This is a genomic window from Parafrankia colletiae (genome assembly GCF_001854655.1).
GTDB lineage: Bacteria > Actinomycetota > Actinomycetes > Frankiales > Frankiaceae > Parafrankia > Parafrankia colletiae.
Genome location: NZ_MBLM01000149.1, coordinates 38,146 through 62,382, shown reverse-complemented (window position 1 = coordinate 62,382; position 24,237 = coordinate 38,146). Strand labels below are relative to the sequence as shown.

Annotated in this window: 15 protein-coding genes; 5 read left to right on the top strand and 10 right to left on the bottom strand. The window is 74.3% G+C overall.

Features of this window, described 5'->3' with window-relative positions:
• A partial coding sequence (locus CC117_RS26775) for a transposase family protein (RefSeq protein WP_198541998.1) occupies positions 1–421 on the bottom strand: 421 nt, incomplete at its 3' end.
• 332 nt (positions 422–753) lie between these two features.
• Here CC117_RS26775 and CC117_RS26770 point away from each other — a divergent pair.
• On the top strand, positions 754–1,878 hold the full coding sequence (locus tag CC117_RS26770; RefSeq protein WP_071088941.1) for a helix-turn-helix domain-containing protein: 1,125 nt from the start codon (positions 754–756) through the stop codon (positions 1,876–1,878).
• Between the two features lie 61 nt (positions 1,879–1,939).
• Here CC117_RS26770 and CC117_RS26765 read toward each other — a convergent pair whose 3' ends face one another.
• The 4 genes from CC117_RS26765 to CC117_RS26750 form a co-directional block, all read right to left on the bottom strand.
• Positions 1,940–2,146 carry a hypothetical protein gene (locus CC117_RS26765; RefSeq protein ID WP_071088938.1) on the bottom strand — a complete coding sequence of 69 codons (207 nt, stop codon included), beginning with the start codon at positions 2,144–2,146 and terminating at the stop codon, positions 1,940–1,942.
• Positions 2,147–2,203: 57 nt separating this feature from the next.
• Positions 2,204–3,139 carry an NmrA/HSCARG family protein gene (locus tag CC117_RS26760; RefSeq protein WP_241830454.1) on the bottom strand — a complete coding sequence of 312 codons (936 nt, stop codon included), beginning with the start codon at positions 3,137–3,139 and terminating at the stop codon, positions 2,204–2,206.
• 312 nt (positions 3,140–3,451) lie between these two features.
• On the bottom strand, positions 3,452–3,931 hold the full coding sequence (locus CC117_RS26755; RefSeq protein ID WP_071088936.1) for a cupin domain-containing protein: 480 nt from the start codon (positions 3,929–3,931) through the stop codon (positions 3,452–3,454).
• Between the two features lie 4 nt (positions 3,932–3,935).
• Positions 3,936–4,619, bottom strand: a complete 684-nt coding sequence (locus CC117_RS26750) for a V-type ATP synthase subunit I domain-containing protein (RefSeq protein ID WP_071088934.1) — start codon at positions 4,617–4,619, stop codon at positions 3,936–3,938.
• 159 nt (positions 4,620–4,778) lie between these two features.
• Here CC117_RS26750 and CC117_RS26745 point away from each other — a divergent pair, with 159 nt between their 5' ends.
• Entirely contained in the window at positions 4,779–8,468 is a 3,690-nt protein-coding gene (locus CC117_RS26745; RefSeq protein ID WP_198541997.1) for an AfsR/SARP family transcriptional regulator, read from the top strand.
• Positions 8,469–8,522: 54 nt separating this feature from the next.
• Here the strand turns inward: CC117_RS26745 and CC117_RS39855 are convergent, their stop codons facing one another.
• Positions 8,523–11,912, bottom strand: a complete 3,390-nt coding sequence (locus tag CC117_RS39855) for an nSTAND1 domain-containing NTPase (protein ID WP_071088929.1) — start codon at positions 11,910–11,912, stop codon at positions 8,523–8,525.
• Between the two features lie 582 nt (positions 11,913–12,494).
• On the opposite strand from CC117_RS39855, the gene CC117_RS26735 reads away from it, so the two are divergent.
• Positions 12,495–12,794, top strand: a complete 300-nt coding sequence (locus CC117_RS26735; protein ID WP_241830453.1) for a helix-turn-helix transcriptional regulator — start codon at positions 12,495–12,497, stop codon at positions 12,792–12,794.
• A gap of 96 nt (positions 12,795–12,890) precedes the next feature.
• Here the strand turns inward: CC117_RS26735 and CC117_RS26730 are convergent, their stop codons facing one another.
• Positions 12,891–13,397 (bottom strand): DUF6624 domain-containing protein, encoded by a 507-nt coding sequence (locus tag CC117_RS26730; protein WP_241830452.1) that lies wholly within the window; start codon positions 13,395–13,397, stop codon positions 12,891–12,893.
• A 467-nt stretch (positions 13,398–13,864) separates the two neighbouring features.
• Between CC117_RS26730 and CC117_RS38270 the strand changes: the two genes are divergently transcribed.
• The gene (locus CC117_RS38270) at positions 13,865–15,775 is read left to right on the top strand and encodes an Hsp70 family protein (protein WP_071088926.1); all 1,911 of its coding nucleotides are present in this window, start codon (positions 13,865–13,867) and stop codon (positions 15,773–15,775) included.
• A gap of 225 nt (positions 15,776–16,000) precedes the next feature.
• A complete protein-coding gene (locus tag CC117_RS26720) occupies positions 16,001–16,549 on the top strand; it encodes a sigma-70 family RNA polymerase sigma factor (protein ID WP_084132849.1) in 549 nt (182 codons plus the stop codon).
• A gap of 107 nt (positions 16,550–16,656) precedes the next feature.
• Here CC117_RS26720 and CC117_RS26715 read toward each other — a convergent pair whose 3' ends face one another.
• From CC117_RS26715 to CC117_RS26705, 3 genes are all read right to left on the bottom strand, one after another.
• Positions 16,657–20,253 carry an AAA family ATPase gene (locus CC117_RS26715; protein ID WP_071088953.1) on the bottom strand — a complete coding sequence of 1,199 codons (3,597 nt, stop codon included), beginning with the start codon at positions 20,251–20,253 and terminating at the stop codon, positions 16,657–16,659.
• A gap of 94 nt (positions 20,254–20,347) precedes the next feature.
• Positions 20,348–22,825, bottom strand: coding sequence for a hypothetical protein (locus CC117_RS26710; protein WP_131803142.1), 2,478 nt, complete (start codon positions 22,823–22,825; stop codon positions 20,348–20,350).
• Between the two features lie 13 nt (positions 22,826–22,838).
• Complete coding sequence (locus CC117_RS26705; RefSeq protein WP_071088922.1) at positions 22,839–24,128, bottom strand: hypothetical protein; 1,290 nt, start codon at positions 24,126–24,128, stop codon at positions 22,839–22,841.
• Between the last annotated feature and the right edge of the window lie 109 nt (positions 24,129–24,237).

The following is a 24,237-nucleotide window of genomic DNA, read 5'->3' as shown; positions in this document are numbered from 1 at the left end:
GTCCGTAGGGGTCCATGAGGGCCTGCAGGTTGATCCCGTGGTACTTGTGCTTGCCGGAGTAGTACAGCGAGTTGTGGGCGCGGACACGGTTGGTGCGCACGACCGTCCCGTCGAGGACGAGGAAGTTGTTGCGGGTCCAGGCGAACGTCCACACGGCGGCGAGCAGCGTCCGACCGCGGTGGGCCAGGAGGTCGACGGCCTCGCGGATGTAGCGGTACACCGTGGCGACGCCGATGCCGAAACCTTCGGCCAGGCGGGTGTAGGTGTCGCCGTTGCGCAGGTGCGCAAGGACGAGAAGTGCCTGGTCACGGGCGGGCAGCTTCCGCCAGGTTCCGCGGCGCTCGCGGTCGTCGGTGAGCAACGCGGCCAGGAAGTCCAGGGTCGCTTCGGGCAGGTTGATGGTGCCGGGGTAGGTTAGCAACGAGTCCTCGGTCAGGGAGCAGTGGAGTAGACACCCTGTGATCTACCGAGGACTCGTCTATTTTCCGATCCCGTATCGACAACAGTCGACCACGGCGGGCCGGGCGGATCGTGCGAGAATCTTCACCGCCTTTCAGAAAAACAAGATGGAAAAGGCTCGGTGTATCCACTCGCGCCGTAAACGGTGATCGCCATGCGGATTCCCTCCCTCTGCTCAGTACCCGTGATAATTGCGGGGAGCGGCCGGCACGCCCATCCCGCAACTAGGGGCCTCGTGCATCCCCCCAACATTGGGGATTTTTTCGGCCGGGGCATGCAGGTAAGGTCGCGGGCGTGGCGAAGCCTGCCCTCGGAATCCGCGCCAGTGCCGTGCGCGAGGGGATCGCGGACCTGTGCGAGCAGCGCATCAACCCGGAGGACCTCGTCGCCGAGGTCGCCGAGCGCGTCCGCCGGGTGGTTCCCTACGACGCCGGCTCGTGGATGACGACCGACCCCGAGACCCTGCTGCCGACCCGGCTGCACGCCGTCGGTCCCAAGGTCTGCCTGCACGCCGACGACCTGCACGACGAGCTGGCGGGCACCGGCGTCAACGGGTTCCTCGACCTCGACCGATCCGGGCGCTGCGCGGTGTCCCTCGCCGCCTCCACCGGCGGCGACCTGGACCGCGCCACCCGGCACCGGGTCGTATACAACCCGCTGGGGCTGCGCGACGAGCTGCGGCTGCTCGCCCGGGACGGCAGCGCCACCTGGGGCATGGGCTGTCTGCGGCGCGCCGACGACGAACCCGACTTCACCGCCGCCGAGGTCCGCTACGTCGCCACGATCGCCCGCCATCTGGGCCACGGCCTGCGGTCCGGCCTGGCCCGCACCCCACCGCCACACACCCCGCTGGCGGGCTCCGGCACGCTGGTGTTGGACGCGGCGGGCCACCTCGAGGCCTCCACCGCGGAGGCGGACCGCTGGCTGCGGCGCATCAGCCCGGTCGAACCACCCGACCTGCCGGTGTCGGTCACGATGGTGGCCGTGCAGGCCCAGGCGAACGCCGCCGGGGGCGGCCCGCCCCGACCGGCCCGGCTACGGATGGCGCTGCCGGGCGGCGGCTGGCTGCTGGTGCAGGGCGAGGTGCTGGTCTCCTCGTCGGCGCACGGCGGCGGCGGTGCGTCGCGCACCGCCGTCGTGCTGGAGCCCGCGAGCCGCGCCGACCTGCTGCCGGTGATGTTGGCCCTCCACGGCCTCACCGCACGCGAATGCCAGCTGGCCAAGCTGCTCGTCGCCGGGCACGGCACCGACCGGATCGCCCGCAGGCTCGGGATCTCCCAGCACACCGTGCGCGACCACACCAAGGCCATCTTCGCGAAGGTCAACGTGGCGTCCCGCGCCGAGCTGACCGCGGTGCTCAGCGCGGAGGTCACCGGCCCGCCGGTCGACGTCCCCGCCGGTCTCGGCCTCGCCGGCTGACGCACCCCGCAACCGAGAACGGCCCCGTCCGAGCTGGACGGGACCGTTCTCGCCAGCGGGGTCAGACGGTGGTGAGGCGACGGGCGCGGGTGTCCGTACCGCCGGCCGGGACGATCGCGTAGCGGCGCCGCTTCCACGGATAGTGCGGCACGTCGACGACGGCGCGGGGCAGGTTCGCCAGCTCGCCGCCGACGGGCTCCACGGGGGTGCTCGCGGCGAGGGCGTCGAGCGCCGCGACGGTCTCCGGCCGGCCGGCGGCGAGCGACACGACGGCTCCCGGGCCGCGAGCGTGGCCAGATCGGCCCAGTCGGCTCGACCAGGTCCGTCACTCGAACAGGGCGGCCAGCAGCGCGGTACCCCTGCGTTCCAGCCAGCTCTCGAAGGTCATCAGCTCCGGGTGCAGCGCCCGCGCGGTCGCGATGTCCGCACCGTAGCCGCCGAGCTCGTTGACGAAGGCCACCGCGTCGGCGAAGTCCTCGTTCACCGCGCGGACGGCGTCGACGGGCAGCCACACATGCGCGATGTCGCGGCCGGTGGCCCGACTCAGGGCCCGCGCCGTCTCGGCGGGGCGCAGCTCGTCGCCGGCGATCGCGAGAGTCCGTCCCGCGAACCGCACGGGATCGGCGAAGGCGAGCGCGACGAACGCGCCGATGTCGTCGAGGGCGACAAGCTGTTCGGCGACGTCCGGCGCAAGCGGACTCGCCAGCGTGCCGGTCTGCACGCCGAAGGCCGGCGAGGCGTAGTTCTCCATGAACGACACCGGCCGCAGGATCGTCACCGGCAGCCCACTGCCACGCAGGTGCTCCTCGATCTCCCACTTGCTCGCCAGCGCCCGCGGAGCCGCCGGCCCCACCCCCGCCGCCGAGGCGTGGACCACGTGACGGACACCGGCCCGCACCGCCGCGTCGGCCACGTTGCGACCCCACGCGACCTCGTCCGCGAACGACACGGGCGGATGGCCGAGCGCCCCCCGTTGCACGCTGAACACCCCGTGGACGCCCTTGGCCGCCGCGTCCAGAGACTGCGGGTCGTCCAGGTCGCCGACCACGATCTCCGCACCCTGGTCGGCGAGCCGGCGGGCCGCCGCGCCCGCGGGATCGCGCGTCAGCGCCCGCACCGCCCAGCCGTCGGCGAGCAGCCGCAGTGCGGCGGCACCACCCTGATTACCCGTCGCCCCTGTCACCAGAACGACATCCCCGCCATTACCTACCACGACGACGCTGCTCCCTTCCGTTGCCAGATGGACCAGAACGCGAACCATCCAACCTCATCAGCACACGAACAATCACCCAAAGTGAGAGTGGTGCACATTACGAGAGCAGTTCTCCGTGCCCGGCGGCGATCTCCACGTGTCGCACGAGTCCGACGCAGATCACACCCGTCCGAAGCACGTCCGTCCGAGGCATGCGTGCCGTCCGACGCGCCCGACCGACACTCGCGTCCGTTTCCGCGTCGATCCAGGCGGTCGGGGGCCAGGTCTGGGGGCCGGTGCCGCTCGGGCGAGCTGGGTGTCGTTCCTCTGTGCCCTCACCAGCGACGCACCCGTCGCTGCCACCCCCGGCACCGTCGCGGGTCAAGAACACCATCCCCGCGATTCGTCCGGCGTCTCGGCGGGCAGCGCGAGCACGTCGACGTTGTACTCGGCGGACAGCCGCACGACGAGGTCGGCATCGTGCCCAGGCGGCCAGAGCGCGAGGTAGAGCCCTTCGGCCCCACCGGGCGTGAACAGCATGAGCACGTCGGCCGGCCCGTCCAGGGCGACGCACCGGTGCGGCCGGTCGCGGGGGACGAAGACGAGGTCTCCGGTGGCGGCGGTGAAGCGGCGTGCGTCGGCATCGACCCGCATCCGGCCGTCGAGGACGACGAACGACCGGTCCTCGCCATGGTGTACGAGGTACGGCGCTTCGTCGCCGGGCAGCAGCTGGATCCGGAGCAGGCCGTAGGCGCCGCCGGTCGTCGCCGCGGTGGCGAGCGGGACGGGCGCCGGCCTGCCCGGGGGGACCGTCCGCGGTCCGCCCCGGGCGGTGCCGGAGGTGGCGTGGAACGGGCCCACCCGTTCAGCTCCCGACTCGTCGCGGCCGGTTGCTGTCGCTCCACGGCAGGGTGGTGGCCGCCAGCGCGAGGCCTGCGACGACGGTGGCCGGAATGATCCAGTAGCCTTCCGCGACGGGCAGGCCCGGCCCGACGAGGAGAGTCACGCCGGCGATGACGAGACCCGCGGCCACTGGTCTGGCCAGCCCGCCGACCCGCCACCCGATGATTCCGAGCAGCGGAACTCCGATGATGAACGCGAAGGCGAGCGGTGCGGCGACGATCGTCATGTCGGATTCGATCTCGTGCATGGTGTGGTGGTCGATGTTCGGTGCGACGAACATCTCGATGTAGGCGTTCGCGGGCATCGTCACGAACCCGAGCCAGACCAGCGCGTAGGCGGCCCGGGCCAGCCGGCCGGGCCCGAGGCGGCCCGCCAGCAGCGGCAGCCCCGCGGCGATCAGCAGACCCCCGATACCGAAGAGCAGGTGGGCGGCGGACCAGGTGGCCGCCTCTTCGGCCGCCTCGTTGTGCTCGAGCGGGTGCAGCAGGTTCCCCAGGGCGAACAGGACGCCGCCGGCACCGAGCAGGACCCGGCGCGGCATCGCGTCATCCGACCACGCCGGCGCCGGCACGGCGGTCTCCGGGGGCCGCGCCGCGCGCGGCACCCGCGTCGCGCCGGTGAGAGGCTGTGATTCCACGGTGGACATGGCTTCTCCTCCATGGCTGGGGCGGCCGCGTGCCGCGCCACTCGCCTGGGATGACTGTTGCCAACTACGCTGGTCGTCCGGCGGTGAACGGCTTGCGTGCGCCTTGCGTCCGGCTGGTGCCCGGCCGGCGGGGGTGAATCGGGAGGGTCGATCGGAGCGGTGAGCGGCTCCTCTCCCGTGCGGTTCGGTGTGTCTCCCGTACGGTTCGGTGTGCTCGGGCCGACCATCGCCACCGCCGGCGACGGCTCCCCGCTGGAGCTCGGCCCGCGGCGGCGCCGGGAACTGATCACCCTCCTGTTGCTGCGGCCCGGCGTGACCGTCACAGCGGACGCGCTGGCCGACGAGCTGTGGCAGGGCGAACCGCCGCCCGCCGCGCGGTCGACGCTGCAGGCACACCTGTCCGCGCTGCGCCGGATCCTGGAGCCGGGGGTCAGCCCGCCGTACCGGCTCCTCGTCACCCGGGGCTCCGGTTACCTCCTCGCGGTCTCCCCCGCCGATCTCGACACCGGGCAGTTCGACGAGTCGCGGGCGCTCGCCCGGCGAGCGCTCGACGGTGGGGACACCGTCGGTGCCCGCGCTCATCTGGAGCGGGCTCTCGCCCTCTGGCGGGGTGAGCCGTTCGCTGACCTGGAGGGCCACGCGACAGCCGAAGCGGCGCGGGTGAAGCTGGCGGAGGACCGGATGGCCGTCCGTGCGGACCTTCTCGCCGTCCGGCTCGACCTGGGCGAACACGATGCGGTGATCGGTGAGCTGCGTGTCCTGACGAGCCGGCACCCGTTACGGGAGCGGCTGCACGCCCAGCTCGCCACCGCCCTGTACCGCGGCGGCCGGCAGGCCGACGCGCTCACCGTACTTCGCCAGGCACGGCAGACCCTCGCGAGCGAGCTGGGTCTCGAGCCGGGGCCCGAGCTCCGGGAGCTGGAGACCGCGATCCTGCGGCAGGACGCCGAGCTGACCCGCCCCGGCATCCCCCGTCCCGCACATGCCTGGGTCAGCTCGCCGGGCACCGCTTCCGGCACGGGGCCGGCAGCCGCGACCACCGCCACCGCTGCCGCTGCCCCCGCCGTCCCCGCGGCCGCCGGCGGCCGGCTGCCGTTGCTGGGCCGAGGCCGGGAACTCGCCGCCCTCGAACAGGCGTGGGAGTGGACCGTCACCGAGCAGGCGACCGGCGTGGCCCTGCTGTCCGGCGAGGCTGGCATCGGCAAGACCAGGCTGCTGGAGGAACTCGCCCGGCGGGCATCGGCGCAGGCCCGGCGGGTACCGGCGCAGGTCCGGCGGGTACCGGCGCAGGTCCGGTGGGGCCGCTGCACGCAGGTCTCCGGCGCCCCGGCCTACTGGCCATGGCGGCAGCTGCTGCGTGGTCTCCCGGTGGAAGTGGTGGGCGCGTTCGGGACGGGCCGGGACGGTGACGGTCCGGTCCGATTCGAGGTGGCGCTGGCGATCGGCCGCCACCTGGCCGAACTCGCGGCCGCCGGCCCGGTGCTGGCGCTGCTCGAGGACATCCACTGGGCAGACCCGGCCTCGATCGCGATGCTGGAGATCCTCGCCAGCGAGTTGACGGACGTCCCGGTGCTGCTGGTCTGCAGCTTCCGGCCGGAGATCGGCGGGAAGGCCACCCCGGGCGATCACCCCGATGGCGGCGATCCCGGCGCCGCCATCCCAGCTGGTGGGCGCGGCCAGCCGCCGCGGGACAGCGGGCCCCTCCGCCGGCTGCTGGGCGTGCTCGCCCGCCACCCCGCCCTGACCAGGGTGGAGCTGGCCGGGCTCCCGCCGACTGACACCGGCCGGCTCTTCGGCGCCGTGAGCGGGACGGCGCCCACCCCCGAACAGGCGGAGGCGGTCCGCCACCGCACCGCCGGCAATCCCTTCTTCATCGCCGAGCTCGCCCGGCTGGCGGCGACCACCTCTGTCGACCAGGCCGCGGCGGCCGGCACGCTGCCGACCGGGGTGCGGGACACCGTGCTCGCGAGGTTGGCCGCGATGCCCGCCGACATGACGACCCTCCTCGCGGCGGCCGCCGTGGTCGGCCGCGAGGCGGCGCTGCCGGTGGTGACAGCCGCCGCCGGCCTGCCCCAGGCCGCCGCGCTCGACGCGGTGGACATCGCCGTCACCGCCGGGCTGGCCGACGTGCCCGCCCCTGGCCGGCTGCGGTTCACCCACGACATCGTCCGGGAGGCCGTGCTGGCCGGGATGGGAGCGGCCGAGCGTGCCCGCCTGGCCGGCCGCGTCGCCGACGCCCTGGTGGCCCACCAGGGAGCGTCGGTGCCGGCCGCGCTGCTCGCGCACCACCTCCGCGCCGCCGCAGCCGGCCATACCGACCTGCGCGCCGCCCAGGCGCAGGCGGCCGCGGCCCGGGCCGCGCTCGCGCAGTTCGCGTTCGAGGACGCGGCGACGCTCGCCGGCCATGGTCTCGACCTCGTCCCCGGGGACCATCCTGACCTGCTGGTCGACCTGATGGTGATCCGCGGCGAGGCGCTGCGCCGGTCCGGCGACTTCGCGGAGGCGCAGCAGGTGCTCACCGAGGCCGCCCGGATCGCCACGGAGCGCGGCGACACCATCCGCGCAGGGCTCGCGCACCTGACCCGTACCGGCGACGTGGTCGGCGGCTACAGCTCCCTGTTCTACGTCCCCGTGCCGGGCCTGATCGCCGATCTGGAGGCCGCCGCGGCGGCGCTGCCCGCGGCTGCGGCGCTGCCCGCGGCCGAACAGGACCTCCGCTTCCGACTGCTCACCGCGGCGGCCGTCCGCGCGTGCTACGGGGAGCCGGAGGCGGCGAGCCGTCTCATCCTGCGGGCAGCCGAGGTGCTCGCGGACGAGCACGCGGCCCGACCCGGGCCGACCGACGAACCCGATAAACCCGCCGAACCCGCCGGCCTGCTGATCGCCCGGGCACTCGCGGCCTGGACACCGCGGCACACCGGCCTTCGGCTGGCGATCGCCGACAGGCTGCGGGCGATGACCGAGGGCCCGCCCGGCGTCGAGCTGGTGGCCCGGCACCTGCGTCGGGCTGTCCTCTGGGAGCTGGGCCAGGTCGAAGCCGCGGAGGGCGAGTCGGCCGCCTTCAGCCGGCGGCTGCGCCAGGTGCGTGACCCCGACTTCGACCTTCTGGATCGCTGCTGGCAGGCGATGCGTCACCTCTACGCCGGGCGGTACGAGCAGGCCGCCGAGGTCGCGGCCGTCCTGGGCGGGTCACTGCCGGGCGTGACGCCCGGGGCGATCAACGCGCTCACCCAGTCCGCCGCCACCATCCACGGCATCACCGCCTGGGACCGCGGCACCATGGGCGACTTCCTCCCGCAGGTGGACGACATGGAGGAACAGGTGATCGCCGAGTGGGCGCTGATCCGCGCCCTCGCGCTCGCGGAGACCGGGCGCCCGGAAGCGGCGGCACGTGAGGTCCGCCGCCTTGTCCGGCCGGACCTGGCCGACGTCGCTCCGGGTGCGATGGAACCGGTCTACGTCGTGATTCTCGCCGAGATCGTGGCACAGCTCGTCGACGCGGTCCCGGACATGGCCGACTGGGCGACCGGCCTCGCGGACCGCATCGCGGGGTACGGCGAGACGTTGGTGACCTTTGTTCTCGGCCTGACCTGCATGGGCCCCGCCGCCCTGTACCGGGGCGGGCTCGCCCTCGCGCTGGGCCAGGTCGACGATGCCATCGCCGCTCTGCGGTCGTCGCTGGTGCTCGCCGAGAAGACCGGTGGGGTGCCGTTCGCGATCCGTACCCGGCGGCGGCTCGCCCGGGCGCTACGCCGCGCCGGGCATGAGGACGAAGCCCGACAGCTCGACCTGGCCGCCGCGCGCGACGCTCACGGCATCGGCATGCGGCTGCCGTATTCCGGCGCCTGACCGCCGACCGGGGCGCCGCGGGCGTCCCGCACAACCATGAGGAAGCGCCGGTGATCAGTCGGTCGGGCGCCTGTCCCCGCAGGAGTCACGATAGGGGTCGGTGCCCGTGCCAGAAACGAACTGGCGCCATTCCGCTTCGGTCAGCCCCCGTCCAGCGAGACGACAGGCCACCTCGAACGCGTGTGCCCGCAGCCACTTCAGCCTTCCGACATCCCACACCCGCACCATGCTGTCGCGACCGGCAGTAGCCAGCAGCCCGTCCGGCCTGAACGCCACCGCGTAGACCGCCTGCCCCGGGGATTCGCGGCTGGCGAGGGGTTGGCCGATGCGGCGGACGTTCTCCCGGTCCGAGGTGTCCCACAACCGCACCGTGCCGTCGACACTGCCGGTGGCCAGCAGTCCGTCCGGGCCGAACGCGACCTCCACCACCGAGTTTTCGTGGCCGGTGAGGGGTTGGCCCAGCTGACGGGCCTGGAGCGGATCCGAGACGTCCCACAGCTGCGCCGTGTTGTCGCCGCTGCCGGTGGCCAGCAGTCCGCCCGGCCCGAACGCGACCGCGAACACCCGGCTTTCGTGGCCGGTGAGGGGTTGGCCCAGCTGGTGAGCCTGGAGCGGATCCGAGACGTCCCACAGTCGCACCGTGCCGTCGTTTCCGCCGGTGGCCAGCAGCCCGTCCGGTCCGAACGCGACAGCATCCACCGATTTCTCGTGCCCGGTGAGGGGCCGGCCGGGCTGGTGGGCCTGGAGCGGATCCGAGACGTCCCACAGCCGCACCGTGCCGTCATCGCTGCCGGTGGCCAGCAACCCGCCCGGCCCGAACGCCACTGATCCCACCGAGCGGATATGGCCGATGAGGGGATCGCCGATCTGATACGCCTGTTCCCGGTCCGAGGTGTCCCACAATCGCACCGTGCCGTCGCCGCCGCCGGTGGCCAGCAGCCCGTCCGGGCCGAACGCGACCGCGTTCACCCCGTTCTGGTGCCCGGTGAGGGGCCGGCCGAGTGGGTGGGCCTGGAGCGGATCCGAGACGTCCCACAGCCGCGCTGTGTCGTCATCGCTGCCGGTGGCCAGCAACCCGCCCGGCCCGAACGCCGCTGATCCCACCGAGCGGACGTGGCCGGTGAGGGGATCGCCGATCTGATACGCCTGCCCCTGGTCCGAGGTGTCCTGCGATCGTTCCGTGCCGTCGCCGGTGACCAGCGGTCCGTTCGGGCCGGCTGCCGCCGTCTGCCCCGAGTCCTCGCGGCCGGCGAGGGAGGTCGGGAGAGCGGGCAGGTCGACGAGGGTGTCAAGAAGACTGCCCCGGATCCGGGCTGTCGTGCCCTCATCAGGGGCGAGAACGCCCGCGGCCACCCCGAACCGCAGCGCGGCGGTCGGGTCTCCCTCACGGGAGGTGTCAGCGAGGGTGAGAAGCCGGTCGACCATCGCGACACGGCGACGGTCCTCCGCGGTCCGGCCCTGCACGAGGGCGACGATCCCGAGGCTGGTGGCGACCAGCGACAGCACGATCAGAACAGCGAACGCGCCGCCCAGCCGGCGCCGCCCCCGCCGGCGGCCGGCGAGCAGAAAAGCCCGGGCGGCAGAAGTCAGCCCCTCCACCCCGACGACGGTGAGGGTGGCGTTGACCAGGCTCAGGTTCCACAGCCATCGCGCCCGCCGGCCCTGCCGGTCCCACTCAGCCGCGGCCGATTCGGCCTGGGCGCGTTGGCGTAGCCGATCCGAAGCCTGCCTGATCGCGGCGTTGAGAGGAGGCCAGACGGCCAGCAGCCGCTCGTGGGCCACCTCCACCGTCACCGGACCGCCGTCCGTAGCACCCACGGTCAGCAGCCGGCGGGTCACGAACGGAACCAGCCCCGCCCGCACCACACCAGGCAGATCATCCAGGGGGACCCGGCGGCGGACCGGCTCCCCCTGGCCATCCACACTCACCAGATGCAGCAGGTCCGCCAGCACCTGCTCCGCGCCACGCCCCGTAGAGGTCCTGGCCTCGGAGAGCGCCGCATCCGCATGATCGACCAGGGCGCCCCGCACCCCGCCGGTCGCCTCGTACAGCGCCAGGGACAGGACGTCTGTCCCCGCCAGGCGAACCTGGCTGTGCAGACGGGCCAGTGTGTAGGCCAGTAACGGCAGCCCCTGCCCGTCCCCGGTATCGGCCACCATCCGCGCCACCAGCTCGTCCTCGATGCGCAGCCCCGCCGACCGCGCCGGCCCGGCGATCACGAGCGGCAGCAGATCCCGTTCCAACGGGTACAGAGCCTCCGGACGTACCCGCAGCCCCACCGGCGCCGTCTGCTCGATCAGCCGGTCCAGATACTCCGACCGCAACGTGGCCACCACCCGGACCAGCCCCCCGCCGCTCGCCGCTGCCAGCAGTGCGAAGAACTGCGCCCGCACCGGTGGACCAGCCCGGGCCAGCAGCTCCTCGGCCTGGTCCACCACCAGCAACAGCCGCGTCGCCCCCGCCGCCCGCACCAGCTCCCCCGCCGCCTCCACCACCGCGTCCGGCTCGCCCAGCCGGGCCGCCAGCCGCTCCGCGGACCAGTCCAGACCCTGCCCACGGCCGGCCTCCGCCAGCACCGCCGCCAACGCGGCCAGCGGACGCCCACCCGGCACCACCGGGGCGACCACCAGCCAGTCCGGATCCGCCGCGAGCACAGGGCCGAGCCCCGCGGCGACAAGCGAGGACTTCCCACATCCCGACGGGCCCACCACCACCAGCAGGCCGTCCTCTCCCGCCGGGCCGGTCAGCCTCTCCACCAACCGGCGGGTGTCGCCATCGCGGCCCTCGAACACGGCGGCCCGGCTGGCATCAAACGCGACCAGCCCCGGAAACGGCGACCGGCCCGGCTGCCACAACGACCCCGCCTGTGCCGACACCTGTGCCGACATCTGTGCGGACTCCTGTACCGACACTCCCGGAAACCGCGGGCTGTCTTCCTCCGCGGCCCGGGGCCGGGGTGGAAACGGGGGCGGCTGGTCCGGTTTCCGGCGCTCGCCGCTCGCCGCCGCCAGTAACCGTTCGCGGGCGGCCCGCTCGTCCAACCCGAACAGATCCACCCCGACCCGCTGCCCCAACAGCCCAGGCCGGGGACAGTCCTCCACCCGCGCCAGCACCAACCGCCGTTCCACCCCCGACGGATCCGCCGCCCACGCCGCCTGCCACTCCACCTCCGCATACGCCGAGGTCAGATAGGCCGCCGACAGCACCGCCACCGTCCGCGCGGCATCCATCGCGGCCCGGTGCGTCTCGTGCACATAATTCGCACCCGCGGCGAAATCCCACGCCTGCAGCACCACCGCATGACCGGCCGATTCCAACTGCCAGGCTATCCATTCCGCCCAGCTCCGGTCCGTCTCCTCGTACGAGACGAAGAAATCCACCCGCCGCACTGGTGCCCCGCCCTCCGCGGCCGCGTCGTCCCGCCCGATCGGCGAGACCCGCATACCCCCGTCCATAACCGCATAGCCTGCCACTCCGACTCACGAATCGTCGCAACCATCACGCGGACGGGAAATTTGCTTCCGAGCACAGGAATCGTGGGCGCGGAACCGTGCGGTGCGGCGGGCTGGCGGGCTGGCGGGCTGGCGGGCGCGCCGCGAGCCCGCCAGCCGCGCGTGACATCGGCAAGAACTTCCTGCGATAGCGATTCGCGCCGCGGACCAGGCAATCAGAAGAATCGGGCAACCTGTCCGGCCGCTGAGATCCACCGACCGGCCACGGTCGGCGGGTACACGTTGAAGGGCGTGGGCGGGATGGGCAACGTCTACCTTGGCCAGGCCCCCAACGGCCGGGTGGACGCCGTGCTCTTCCGGGTCGTCCAGGGCGGCCCGCCCTGGACGGGGTGCGACGGGCTCGGCCAGACTGAGCCGGTTCGTGGCGGTGGCAAGATGGCTGGYCGCGGCGCACAGCGCCGCTTCGCGTTCCTGCCACCCCGCCATGCTGGCCCCGTCCTCCACCCTCGCCCAGCCATCCTCCGGCACACCCGCAAGGCCGACCGGATCCCGATAGGTGGGGGGGAGAGTTCGATGTCGGACAGTCCTCGTAGGCACCATGGCCAGATGGACACCGACCCGCTGATGTACGTGACCGAGGTGGCTAATCGCCTGTGCCTGACCGCATCGTCATGGCGCGCCTACGTCGCGGACGGAACCGCGCCGGCGCCTGACGACCCTGACCTCGACCGGCCCGCGAACCGGCGCCGTCCGCGCTGGCGCGCCTCGACCGTGGATGCGTGGCGTGAGCAGTGGCGCCCCCGCATCCGATCGCAGGGTGCCCAGGCGGCCACGGCGTCGGGTGAGGCTGGGGAGCCGGCCAGCCCCCACTGACCCCTACGGCCACATCGCCATCATCGCTGCCAGACAGTCACCACCGCACGGATCAGGCCCTGCGTCTCCGCGCAGGCAGAATCCTCTCGCTGGCTGTCAGCCGTGCATGTTCATCATCAGGGCCCGATACTCGTCGAACGGTCCGAGCCCGGCGGCGGCTCGCCGTTCGTCGAGACGGTCGGGTTCGGCGATCGGCTGGGGCTGCAGCTCGCCCAGGCCGTCGGCTCCATACCAGAACTGAGTGCCGTAGAGCTGGAGATCGCCGTGGGCGCGCCGAACCCGGTCCGTCAGATACGCCAGGTCAGCGGGAGACGCCGTGCCGCATTCGACCGCCGCGGCCAGCAGATCCAGGCATTCAGCCTGAAAGACAGGATCGTGATCGGCGTGTTGCGCCAGCAGCCAGGCATTGTGCGCACCCTCCTCGCCCACCAGGGAAGTGTCCGGCCAGCCGTGCTCGGCGACAACGCGCCTCAGCCAGGCTGTGTTGTCCTCGTCGACCGCACCGAACCTCGTGAGCTCGCCCTCGTCAGCACCGTCACCGGGACGGGTTGGCCAGGCCCGACGCATCGCCTGGTCAGCCTCGACCCGCCGCGCCAACTCCACCCGCAACACCTCATCCACACGATCAGTGTGCCCACGCTGCGGCACAGGCGATGTGGGTTGACCRGCCACGGCCGTCCGGCGGAATCCCTTCCCTCCCGTCTCGCCCGGCTTCGCCTGGCCCCGTCCGCGTCGGGTCGCCGCGTGYAGCGACAAGATCGCCGGAGGGGTGTCCCGAATCGAGTAACCGATTCACACCCCGCCCATCTTCCGGACGGGAAAATGTCCGGGGCGAGTTCCACGGCTGTCCAGAAGGTGAACAGCGCCCGCTATTGACCGCCGGGCGCGGCGGCCCCCACTCGCGAACGTTTGGATGGCAGCACGTTCTTGATCACCGACACGAAGCCGTGACCAGGTCTTATCTGTTGATGGCTCCGTGTGCGGCAGAAAGGCCGGTAGCCTCCCGAACAAACGCTCATATCGGGAGGTTCTGTGCCGGCACGGATCTCGCCTGCCGGAAGGCGAGCGCGGTGAGCTACGCACTGGGAGTCGATCTCGGAACCACGTTCACGGCGGTGGCGACCGGCCGGCCGGGGCGGGTCGAGATGGTGAGCCTCGGCACCCGCAGCGTGGTCATCCCGTCGGTGGYGTTCGCCAGCCACGACGGGCAGCTGCTCACCGGCGATGCGGCGGACCGCCGGGCGGAGCGCCAACCCGACCGCGCCGCCCGTGAGTTCAAACGGCGGCTCGGCGACCCCACCCCGCTCCTGCTCGGCGGCACGCCCTATTCCCCCGCCTCGCTGATGGCCGCCGCGCTGCGCGACGCCGTGGACGCCGTCGCGCAGATGGAGGGCGACGCGCCCGAGCGCATCGTGCTGAGCCGGCCCGCGGTGTGGGGGCCCTACCGGCTGGAGCAGTTCGACCAGGTGCAGCGGCTGGCGGGGCTGGCCGACGTCAACGTCGTGACCGAGCCGCTGGCCGCCGCGACGTACTACACCTCCGCACGCACGCTCACCGACGGTGACGTCATCGCCGTGTACGACCTCGGCGGCGGCACGTTCGACAGCGCCGTCCTGCTGTTCGAGTCCGGTGAGATGCGGATCCTCGGCACCCCCGAGGGGGTCGAGTGGCTCGGCGGGACGGACTTCGACGAGGCGATCCTGCGCTACGTCGACGGGGAGCTGGGCGGGGCCGTCACGGCCGCGGGCCCCGAGGACGCCGTCGCGCTGGCCCGGCTGCGCCAGGACTGCGTGCTGGCGAAGGAGGCGCTGTCCTTCGACGACGAGACCGTCATCCAGGTCTTCCTGGGCTCGGCACGCCAGCACGTCCGGCTGCACCGGGCCCGGTTCGAGGAAATGATCCGCCCGGCGGTCGTCGCCACGATCGAGGGCCTGCAACGGGCGCTGCGCTCCGCCGAGATCCGGCCGGTGGATCTGTCCGCGGTGCTGCTCGCCGGCGGGTCGTCGCGAATTCCGCTGATCGCTCGCACGATCGAGTCGTCGTTCGGGCGGCCGACGGTCGTCGACACCCATCCCAAGCACGTCGTCGCGCTGGGCGCCGCCCACATCGCCGCCGCGTCGCTGTTCCCGCCCGCGCCCGCGACAGCGGCGGTGACCGCGACAGCGGCTCCGACTGCGTCTGCAGCTGCGGCAACGGCTGCGACCGCGCCGGCGGCGGTCCCCGCCGCGGAGCAGGGCCGCGGCGCCCCGGCCGACTGGYCCGAGGACACGGTGGTGCTTGCCGGACGCGACGCCGGGTCGCCGGGGAGCACGGCCGGTCCGGTCGACGGTGCCGTCGCCGAGCCAGGCCCCGTGCACGGCACAGCCACCCACGGCCCGACCAGCGAAACCACGGCTGGCGGAGGCATGGCCGGTGTCGAAGACAGGGCCAGCACCGAGACGGCGGGCGACCGGACGCGCGCCGACGGCACCGTCGACGGCACCACGGTCGACGGAACCGGCGCGGCCGGCGCGCCCGACGGGTCGGCGGGGGCCGCCGTCGAGGACCCTGGCGCCTTCGCGGAGAGCACCGCCTCCGACGACAGCACCGTCCCCGGGGGTACCGACTCCGACGGCGGCCTGTCCTCCCCCTGGCCACGGCACCGGCGACCGACCACGCCACCCAGCGCACCGACACCGCCAAGCCGGGCCGAGGCCGCCGACGAACCACCTGCACCTGCACCTGTGCCCACGCCGGATGTACCGGCCTCGGCCGGAACACCGACTCCCGTTGAGGAGCCGGCGCCGGCGGGCCGTTCGGGATCCGGCGGCGACCGGCCGGTCCTCGACCGCCGCGACCTGGTCATCGCCCTCGCCATCAGCGTCATCGTGCTGACGGTCGCCGTGCTGATCGGAGTGCTCTACGGCTACGCCCATCGCACCAGGGCGCCGGACGGCGGCGGAGCGACCGGGGCCGTCGTCGTGCTGCACCGACTCAGCTGACCGGTAGCGCCATCCGCTGACCCGGTAGCGCCGTCCTATTCCCAAGGTCTTCCCGAAGGCCTGCGCCGCCGTTCGAACCGTATACGGACGACCTGATGCGGGCGCACGTGAACGGGATCGCGGTCGACCCGGGTAGGGAAGACCCTACCCGGGTCGGGGGTGGGCACCTGCCGGTCGGGGGTGCGCTCCCTGGGAACGCGGCGCGCATTTGGCGATGGTTCTGCCATGACGACGATTTCGCCGGTCACCGAGAACAYGGCACCGGATGAGGAAAGGTTCGCCGAGCTCGTCCGCGAGCAGCGTGCYGCGCTTCTCAGCTACGTCAACCGGCTGACGGGGGGCGATCGCGGCTGGGCGGAAGATGTCCTTCAGGAAACGTTTCTTCGCGCTTGGCACAATATTCACCGGCTCGTTCCCGAGCGGGGGTCCGTACACGGCTGGCTGCGTCGGGTCGCGCACAACCTCGTCGTCGACGGGTACCGCACGCGCCAGGCCCGGCCGCTCGAGCAGGAGCTGACATCCGACGAGAGCGACACCGCCCTGCTGCCCGACCACGCCGACACGGTCCTGGCGAGGATGGTGGTCTCGACGATGCTCGGCCGGGTCCGCAACCCGCACCGCTCCACGCTCGTCCAGCTCTACCTGCGCGACCAGACGACCGCCGAGGCGGCCGCCGCCCTCGGCGTCCCTGTCGGCACCGTCAAGAGCCGTGCCCACCACGCGCTGCGGACCCTCCGTCAGGAAGCCGGTCACCTCGGCCTGCGCGACGCCTGACGCCGCGTCCACGCCCACCCACCAGCCCCCGGCCGGCCGCCCGGCCGTCAGCAGCCATCAGCAGCCATCAGCAGCCGTCAGCAGCCGTCAGCAGCCGTCAGCGGGCGTCAGCGGGCGGTGAGGGCGGCGGTGATGTCGGCGGTCAGCAGGGCCCGCAGCTCGTCGACGGTGGGGGCGGCCTGCCCGCGCAGGCGGCTGGCCTGGCGGGTCACCGCCCGCTCCAGGAGCTGGCGGGCATAGCGGCCGTTGCCGAACGTCTCGTCCCGGGTGATGCCGTCGAAGTGGGTGCGCAGAACCCGCAGGGAATCGCCGTCGACGTCGTAGCCAGCGACCCGGGCCAGCTCCTCGAAGATCGCCACCAGCTCGTCCGCCGTGTAGGAGGCGAACCGGATCTGGTGGCTGAAGCGCGAGGCGAGCCCGGCATTGCTGGCCAGGAACCGCTTCATGTCGCCGGTGTAGCCCGCGGCGATCACCACGATCTCGTCCCGGTGGTCCTCCATCAGCTTCACCAGCGTGTCGATGGCCTCCCGGCCGAAGTCGTGCCCACCGCCCTCACCGCCCGCGGACAGCGCGTACGCCTCGTCGATGAACAGGACACCGCCGCGGGCCCTGTTGAACACCTCGGTCGTCTTCACCGCCGTGTGCCCGACGTACTGCCCGACCAGGTCCGCCCGGGCCACCTCGACGAGCTGTCCGGTGCGCAGCACGCCCATGGCTGCCAGCAGCTGCCCGTACAGCCGCGCGACCGTGGTCTTCCCGGTCCCGGGCGGGCCGGCGAACACGAGATGGCGCGAGACCGTCGGCGCGGCGAGCCCGGCCTGCGCGCGGGCACGCGCCGAGGCGATGAGATCGACCAGGTCGGCGACCTCGCGCTTCACCTCGTCCAGGCCGATCATCGTGTCGAGGCGGCRCAGCAGCCCGTCGACCACCCGCTGCTGCTCGGCCAGCGCCGCGGGCTGCCCGGCGCCCGGCACCGCCGCCACATCGTCCCCCAGGTCCTCGGGCAGCAGCCGGGCCAGCTCCAGTTCGGGAGCGTCGGGGGTGCGGGCCAGCCGGTAGGCCTGCCGGCCCAGCATGTCCTCGAACATCTGCCGGGCCGCACGGGCGTTCCCGAACGTCTCGGTCCGCGRCAGCGCGTCGAAGTGGTGACGCAGCGCCTCCTGGGTCTCGTACTCGAGCGCATAGTGATGGGCGCGGCACAGCCGTTCGACGATGGTGACCAGCTCGGCTCCGGAGTAGCTCTCGAACTCGATGGTCTTCGAGAACCGCGAGTCCAGCCCCGGGTTGGYAGCGAGGAACGTGCGCATCTGCGGGGCGTAGCCGGCCACGATCACGACGATCTCGTCGCGGCGGTCCTCCATCAGCTTCACCAGCGTGTCGATGGCCTCCCGGCCGAAGTCGTGGGCACCGCCGCCACCGCCCTCGCCCGGCGCGAGGGTGTACGCCTCGTCGACGAACAGGATGCCCCCGACCGCCTCCTCGAACTTCGCGGTGGTCTTCACGGCGGTCCCRCCGACGTGCTCGGCGACGAGGTCCGCCCGGGCCACCTCGACCATCTGCCCACCTGGCAGCACCTCGAGCGCGGCGAGGATCCGGCCGAACAGCCGCGCCACCGTGGTCTTGCCGGTTCCCGGCGGACCGGCGAAGACCAGGTGGCGCGACATCGGCGGCGGTGCGTGCAGCCGCGCCTCGGCGCGCCGCTTCGCGATCTGGTGCAGCCCGACGAGGGTGGCCACCTCGCGTTTGACCCCGTCCAGTCCGACCAGGTCGTTCAACTCGGCCAGCAGCGCGCCCATCGGGTCGGTGGCGCCGGGCACGCCCGCGCCGCCGCGCGGATCAGAGCCGTCGCGCGTGCCGGGGCCACCCGGGCCGCCGCCGGCGGTCGTCGCGGCGGATGGCTGGCTGGCCGGGCCGTCCTCGGTACCGCCGGGAGCGGGCGCCGCGTCCCTGCCCGCCCCCAGCTCCGCCGCGGCCGGGGCCGGCGAGGCGCCGGCCTCGTCGAGATCGCGGCCCCCCTGCGCCGCGCCCGACGACGATCCCAGCGACGACGGCGACGACGGCGAGGACGGCGAGGACGACAGCGACGACGACGGCGTGGGCGTGACGGGCACCACCGGCGCCGGTGGCGGGACGGTGACGTTGTTGTGCCCGGTGTCGACACCGGTCAGCTCCAGCCGGGAGGCCGACGCCGCCACGGTCACCACCACCGCGTCGCCGCCGTTGCCGCGCATCACCCCGCCGCCGACGGACACCGGCCGGTCGGTCTCCACCAGCAGGCCGGGGCCACCGTTGCCGATCAGCTCGCAGTCGGTCAACGTCGCCCCGGCACCGGGCGCGAGCGCCACCCCGGGCCCCGTCGCACCATGCACCCGGCTGCTGCTGACGCGCGGGTGGGCCGACCCCTCGACCAGGATCCCGGCGTCCCGGCCACCGACGACCTCGACGGCGCGAATGGTGGGCCGGGCCTGCTGGCGGATCGCGATGCCAACCCGGCCGCCGCTGACCCGGTTGTTGCACAGCTCGGCGGTGCTCGTCCCGGCCAGCACCACCGCCGTGCGCCGGACGCCGTCGATCCGGCTGTCCTCGAGGCGCCCCGCCCCGCCGGTGGCGTGCAGACCGCAGTCCACGTCGACGATGTCGAGTCGGGCCAGTACCGGGGCGCCGGCGCCTTCGATCGCCACGCCCACCGGGCTGCCGTGGATCCGGGTTCCGTCGAGGCGCGGCGCGGACTGGCCGGTGACGAGCACGGCGGCGTCGGCGCAGCCGGCGAGCTCGCCGCCGCTGACGGCCGGGGCCGCGCTGTCCGCGGTGACCAGGCCGGCGGCGCCGGTCCCGCGCAGCACGCACGCGTCGAGCTCGGCCGCGGACCTGCCGGTGAGGTGCACGCCGTGACCGGCCGGCCGTTCGATCAGGCTGTCGGCGAGACGCGGCGCAGCGTCGTCCTGGCCGATGACGGCGTGCCCGCGGGTGTCGTGGATCCAGCAGCGGGTCAGCTCGGGACGGGCCCGCTCGACAGCGTAGAGGCCGGCCTGGCCGCCGTCGATCTGGGTGGAGACCATCCGCAGCCGGCTCTGCTGGCTCGCCACCACCCCGACGCCGGCCGCCGCAGTGATCCGGCAGTCGGACAACATCGGGTCACCGGTGCCGCTGGCCAGGACGGCGGCTTCCCCCACCTCGGTGAAGGTGCAGTCCCGCAGCACTGGCGCGGCGGAGCCGGAGACCAGCAGCCCGTAGCTGGCGACGTCGGAGATGCCCACGCCGATGATCTCGGCGGTGCCGCCCTCGGCCGCGATGCCCACGCCGCCCGGGTTCGACACCCGGCCGCCGCGCATCCGGGTGCTCCCGCCGCGCAGGTGCAGCGCGGCCGCGCCGGACGCCCGCACCTCGCAGTTCTCCAGCCAGACCCGCCCACCGGCGACCTGCAGCAACGGCAGCTCCTCGTCGCCGCCGCGCAGCAGCAGGTCGTGCAGGCGGGCCTCGCCCTGCACGACGAGCAGCGCAGAACCGGGCGGTGCTTCGATCACGACGCTGCCGAAACCCTCCTCGGCGACCAGCACGACGTCGCGGGTCAGGACGAACGACTCCCGGTAGACGCCGGGCCGCACGGCCACGGTGTCGCCGGCGGGCGCGAGCGCGAGCGCGCGCGCGATCCCGCTCACGCAGTCCGCGTCGGTCGTCGAGACGGACACGACGGCCCCGGTCATCGTCTTCTCCTCGGGTGTGCGTGGGCGCGGGCGCCAGCCGCACGCCCGGGCCTGAGCTCGATGCCGGTCGTACGGGCCCCGCCGGCGGGCGTGGTCATATGGTGTCCGCCAGCCGCGGCCCGTCGACCGGATGGCCGCCGTCGAGGGCGAACGGCCGCCCGTCGTCGGCATGGCCGACGGCGCGCCGGGCTCCGGCCGGCACCGGTCCGGCCGTGGCGTCGTCACCCAGGGACGACGGGTCGACGTCCGCCGGCATCTCCGGCCGTCCGCCGGGGAGACGGGCGAGGGCCTCACGCAGCCGGCGCAGCGCCCGTTCGTCGGCCGCGGCGTCGGCGCGGTCCCCGAGCGCCTCCCGTAACAGCACCCGCACCGGACCGCCCGCGCGCGGGGAGCCCTCGGCACCGCCGGCGACGGTGGCCGCGCCGCCCTCGCCCGGGTGGTCGACGGCGAGGACGACGAACCGGGTACCCGGCGCGAACAGCGCGCGCTCGGGCGCAGGCGGCTGGCCTGGGGCCGCGTCGACGCCCAGGGACTCGGTGCGGCGGGCCGTCAGCGCCCAGACGACGTACTCCACCGTCTGCGCCGGCAGCCGCCACGACGCCAGGGACACCTCGAGCAGGCCCGGCTCGACCAGCACGTCACGCGGCCGGTAGCGACCGACGGTGGCGGGGGCGAGCACCGCGGGCCGGAACACCGATCCGACGACGGCAGGCAGCCGGGCGAGACCGAGGCAGACGCAGCGGGCGAGCAGGCCGGTGCCCTCGTCGGTCGGGCCGAGCGCCGGATCGCGGCGCAGGGCCTGATCAACCAGGTCCGCGCTGGCCGGGGCGTCGCCGGACGGGGAGAGGTAAGCGCGGACGGCGACCAGGCCGGCGAGCATGTCCCGCGAGCCAGCGGCCGAGCGCAGACCGGGCTGCAGGGCCAGGGTGCGGGCGACCGCCCGGGCGTGCGTCTCGAACTGCCAGCCGAGCAGCGCCCGCAGGTGCTCGCGGTCCTCGGGCAGCGCCCGCGGCCGGACTCGCGCCCACGCCGGCCCACCCCCAGCGGTGCCGCCGCCCTCGGCGGACGCGGCGCCACGCTCCGCGGGCAGCACGGTCACGGGCCCATCGGGGGCGGGCGTCGTCACCACGGGCAGCGCGGCCGCGACGACGGCGGCCGGCGAGGGCGTGACCGGCCCCGCCAGCGCCATGCCCGGCCCGGGCGCTGCCGGGGGGGCACCCGCCGGCCCGAGCCCGCCGGGCGCCCGCGGGTCCCGCATGACGTCGCGCGGGGGCACGGTGGGTGGGGGCGGCACCGTCGGCAGGACGCGAACGGCCGGACGCGCGAGGTCGGGCTCCAGGCCGGTGACGGACAGGGCAGCGGGAACGTCCGGCGGGGCCGGATCGGACAGCACAGCAGGGACCGACGGCAGCGCGGGAACCGATGGCGGGGCGTGAACGGCTGACGCGGCGGGGACGGCCGGCGGCACGGGGAGGGGCGGCGGCACGGGGAGGGGCGGCGCCGGCCACGGCGGCCCGGCCACGACCGCCGGGAGCTCCGAGAACGCAGGCAGGTCGGGGACAGGCGGCAGCATGGCCAGGGGCGGGAACGCCGGCTGCCAGGTCGAGTCGGCGGTCGCTGCCCGGCGCACCGCGCCAGGCAGGCGGACAGCGAGCGCGGGCACGGCCGCGGGCCTGTCCAGGGGCGCGAAACGAACCGGGACCGGCTGCGGTGTCAGCGGTGTCAGCGGTGCAGGCGGTGATGGTGGCACCGGTGGCGGTGCCTGGGGCCCGACCACCGGCGGCCGGACGGTGGCTACGGGCAGCCACGAACCAGCTGGAACCGGCCGGCGCGGCCCTCCGCCGGGTGCCGCCCACCGGCCGAAGACGTCACCCGTGAAGGCCACGCCGGGGAACTGCCAGATGCCCGCACCCGCCGCGTACACCGGCACACCCAGCTCGGCGCCGAGCATGGCGACCAGCGGCGCGAGCGCCTCCGGCCCGGGATGCGGGTGGGGTACGACCAGCACCGGCCGCCCGTACCAGTCGGGGCAGGCCCGGATCACCCGGGCCAGGAATGGCGCGGGCACGGAGTAGCCGAACAGTCGGAACGCCGTGGCCCCCGCCCCGAGATGGACGGCGAGGACACCAGCCGGTGCCGGCGGAAGCCACCGCGCCCCCGCCCAGGCCAGCCGGAAGAAGCGTCCTGCCACGGTCGGGACGCTCTCCTGGACCAGGCGGTCCACCATCGGGTCCGGCGGCGGCGTCCGGAGACCGACCACGGACGGCGGGTGCGCGGCGGCTGGTTCCGTGGAGGCCGGTTCGGGCGAGACCGGTCCAGGCGACGGGAGGACGTGCCAGCGACGGTCGCGGCCGGGAGTGGGCCGCCCGTCCGCGCCCCAGCCCGCCGCGCCGGGCGTCGGGCGGCCCGGCCCGCCGACGGCCGTCCCGTCGTGGGCGGCCTGGATGATCGGGGCAGGCTGAGCGGGTTGAGCGGGCTGAGCGGGCTGAGCGGGTTGAGCGGGCCGGGCGGGCTGGGCGCCCGGGGCGGCCATGGGACGGGCGACGGGCGAGACGCTGCTGGCAGTGGTCACGGGCGCACCTCGGTCACGCCCCCGACGATGCCGCGAGCGCGCCGCCCATCGCGGGGACCTCCCAGACGGGCTCGGCCCGCGCGGGCTCCTCGGGGCCGAGGAGGTGGACGAGCACCCGGTGCAGGGCGACCTCGTCGGCCGGTCCGGACCGGCCGACGAGGTCGATGTGGCGGAGCAGGTCCGCATCGGGGGCGAGGCCGTGGGTTCTCAGGTAGTAGCCGACCGTGTCGGTCCACACCCAGCGGCCGTCGGTCCGGAACGTCAGCGGCACGACGTCCCCGCGGGCCGGGTCGACGACGTCGGCCATGGTGGTGGCCGTGCCGAGCACCGGGACCCCGGCGTCCAGATACGCGGCGACCCGCTGGGCCGTGGCACCTGCGAGCCGGGGCCGGTCCGGCGCGAACCGGGGGCCGCCCAGCGCGTCGACCTCGTCGAACACCCGGGCGACCGAGATCGCCCCCGCCGGCTCACGGGCCCACAGCAGGCAGCCGGACGCCCGGGCCACACGCTGGTAGGCGGGCACGGGGACGCCACGGGGGCAGACCTCGACCTGCGGATCGGGTTCCCCGGCCGCCGCGAGCGCCGCCTGCAGCCGACCGGCCGCCGCCGCGAGCTCACCGCGGCGCTCGACGGTGACCAGGTAGATCCGTTTCGGAGGTGGCCACGGCACCTCGGCGGGCGGCACCCGCCAGGCCCGCCACAGCCCGCATGCCCCCGTCTCCGCGCGGGTTGCCTCGATCATCGCCCGGTCGGTCCCGACGACGGTGCCCGCGCCGTCCCCGGCGTCCACAGTGCCCCCGGAGCCCACAGTGCCCCCAGTGCCCGCGGCGGTCAGGTCCAGTGGCAGGTGCGGCCACGGCTGGCCGGCTCCCGGCTCGCTCGGGTAGAACCGCCAGGGCACCGGGGCCTGCCCACCCCGGGCCGCCGCCTTCCCGCCGTCGTGGGCGAGCATGGCCGCCAGGTCAGCGGCGGCATCGACGTCCAGCGGCTCGTCCACCCCGGCGCCGCCGGCGGCACCGTCACTGCCGCTGACACTGTCGCCGCCCCCTCCGTCGAGCCATCCGCGCAGGAGCTCGGCGAGGTGCCCGGTTCCGGCGAACCGACCCGCGACCAGAGCGAAACCGACCGCCCGTGCCACGTCGGTGTGACGTCCGTCCGCCAGCCAGCCGCGCGCGAGGGCGACCAGCCCGTCCGGCAGCACGCCGGCCAGCCCGAGCAACGCCGTGTGCCAGCTCTCGGTGGGCTCGTCCCGGCCGCCGACGGCGCCCGCCGGACTGCCACCCGTACCGTCGGCCTCGGGCACGGGCGCTCCTTCCGTCGTGGCGGCGGGACCCGGCCCCGCCCGTCGGCGCCGTTCCCGGCGCGGGCGGCGCGGGGAACCGAACCCGCTGTCTCCAACACGGGGCCGGCGG

Excerpts from the sequence above, each read along its gene's own strand:
- CC117_RS39855 (WP_071088929.1), bottom strand. The coding sequence starts at position 11,912 with ATGCGGGTCTCGCCGATCGGGCGGGACGACGCGGCCGCGGAGGGCGGG.
- CC117_RS26750 (WP_071088934.1), bottom strand. The coding sequence starts at position 4,619 with ATGTCCACCGTGGAATCACAGCCTCTCACCGGCGCGACGCGGGTGCCG.
- CC117_RS26760 (WP_241830454.1), bottom strand. The coding sequence starts at position 3,139 with ATGGTTCGCGTTCTGGTCCATCTGGCAACGGAAGGGAGCAGCGTCGTC.
- CC117_RS26735 (WP_241830453.1), top strand. The coding sequence starts at position 12,495 with ATGTCGGACAGTCCTCGTAGGCACCATGGCCAGATGGACACCGACCCG.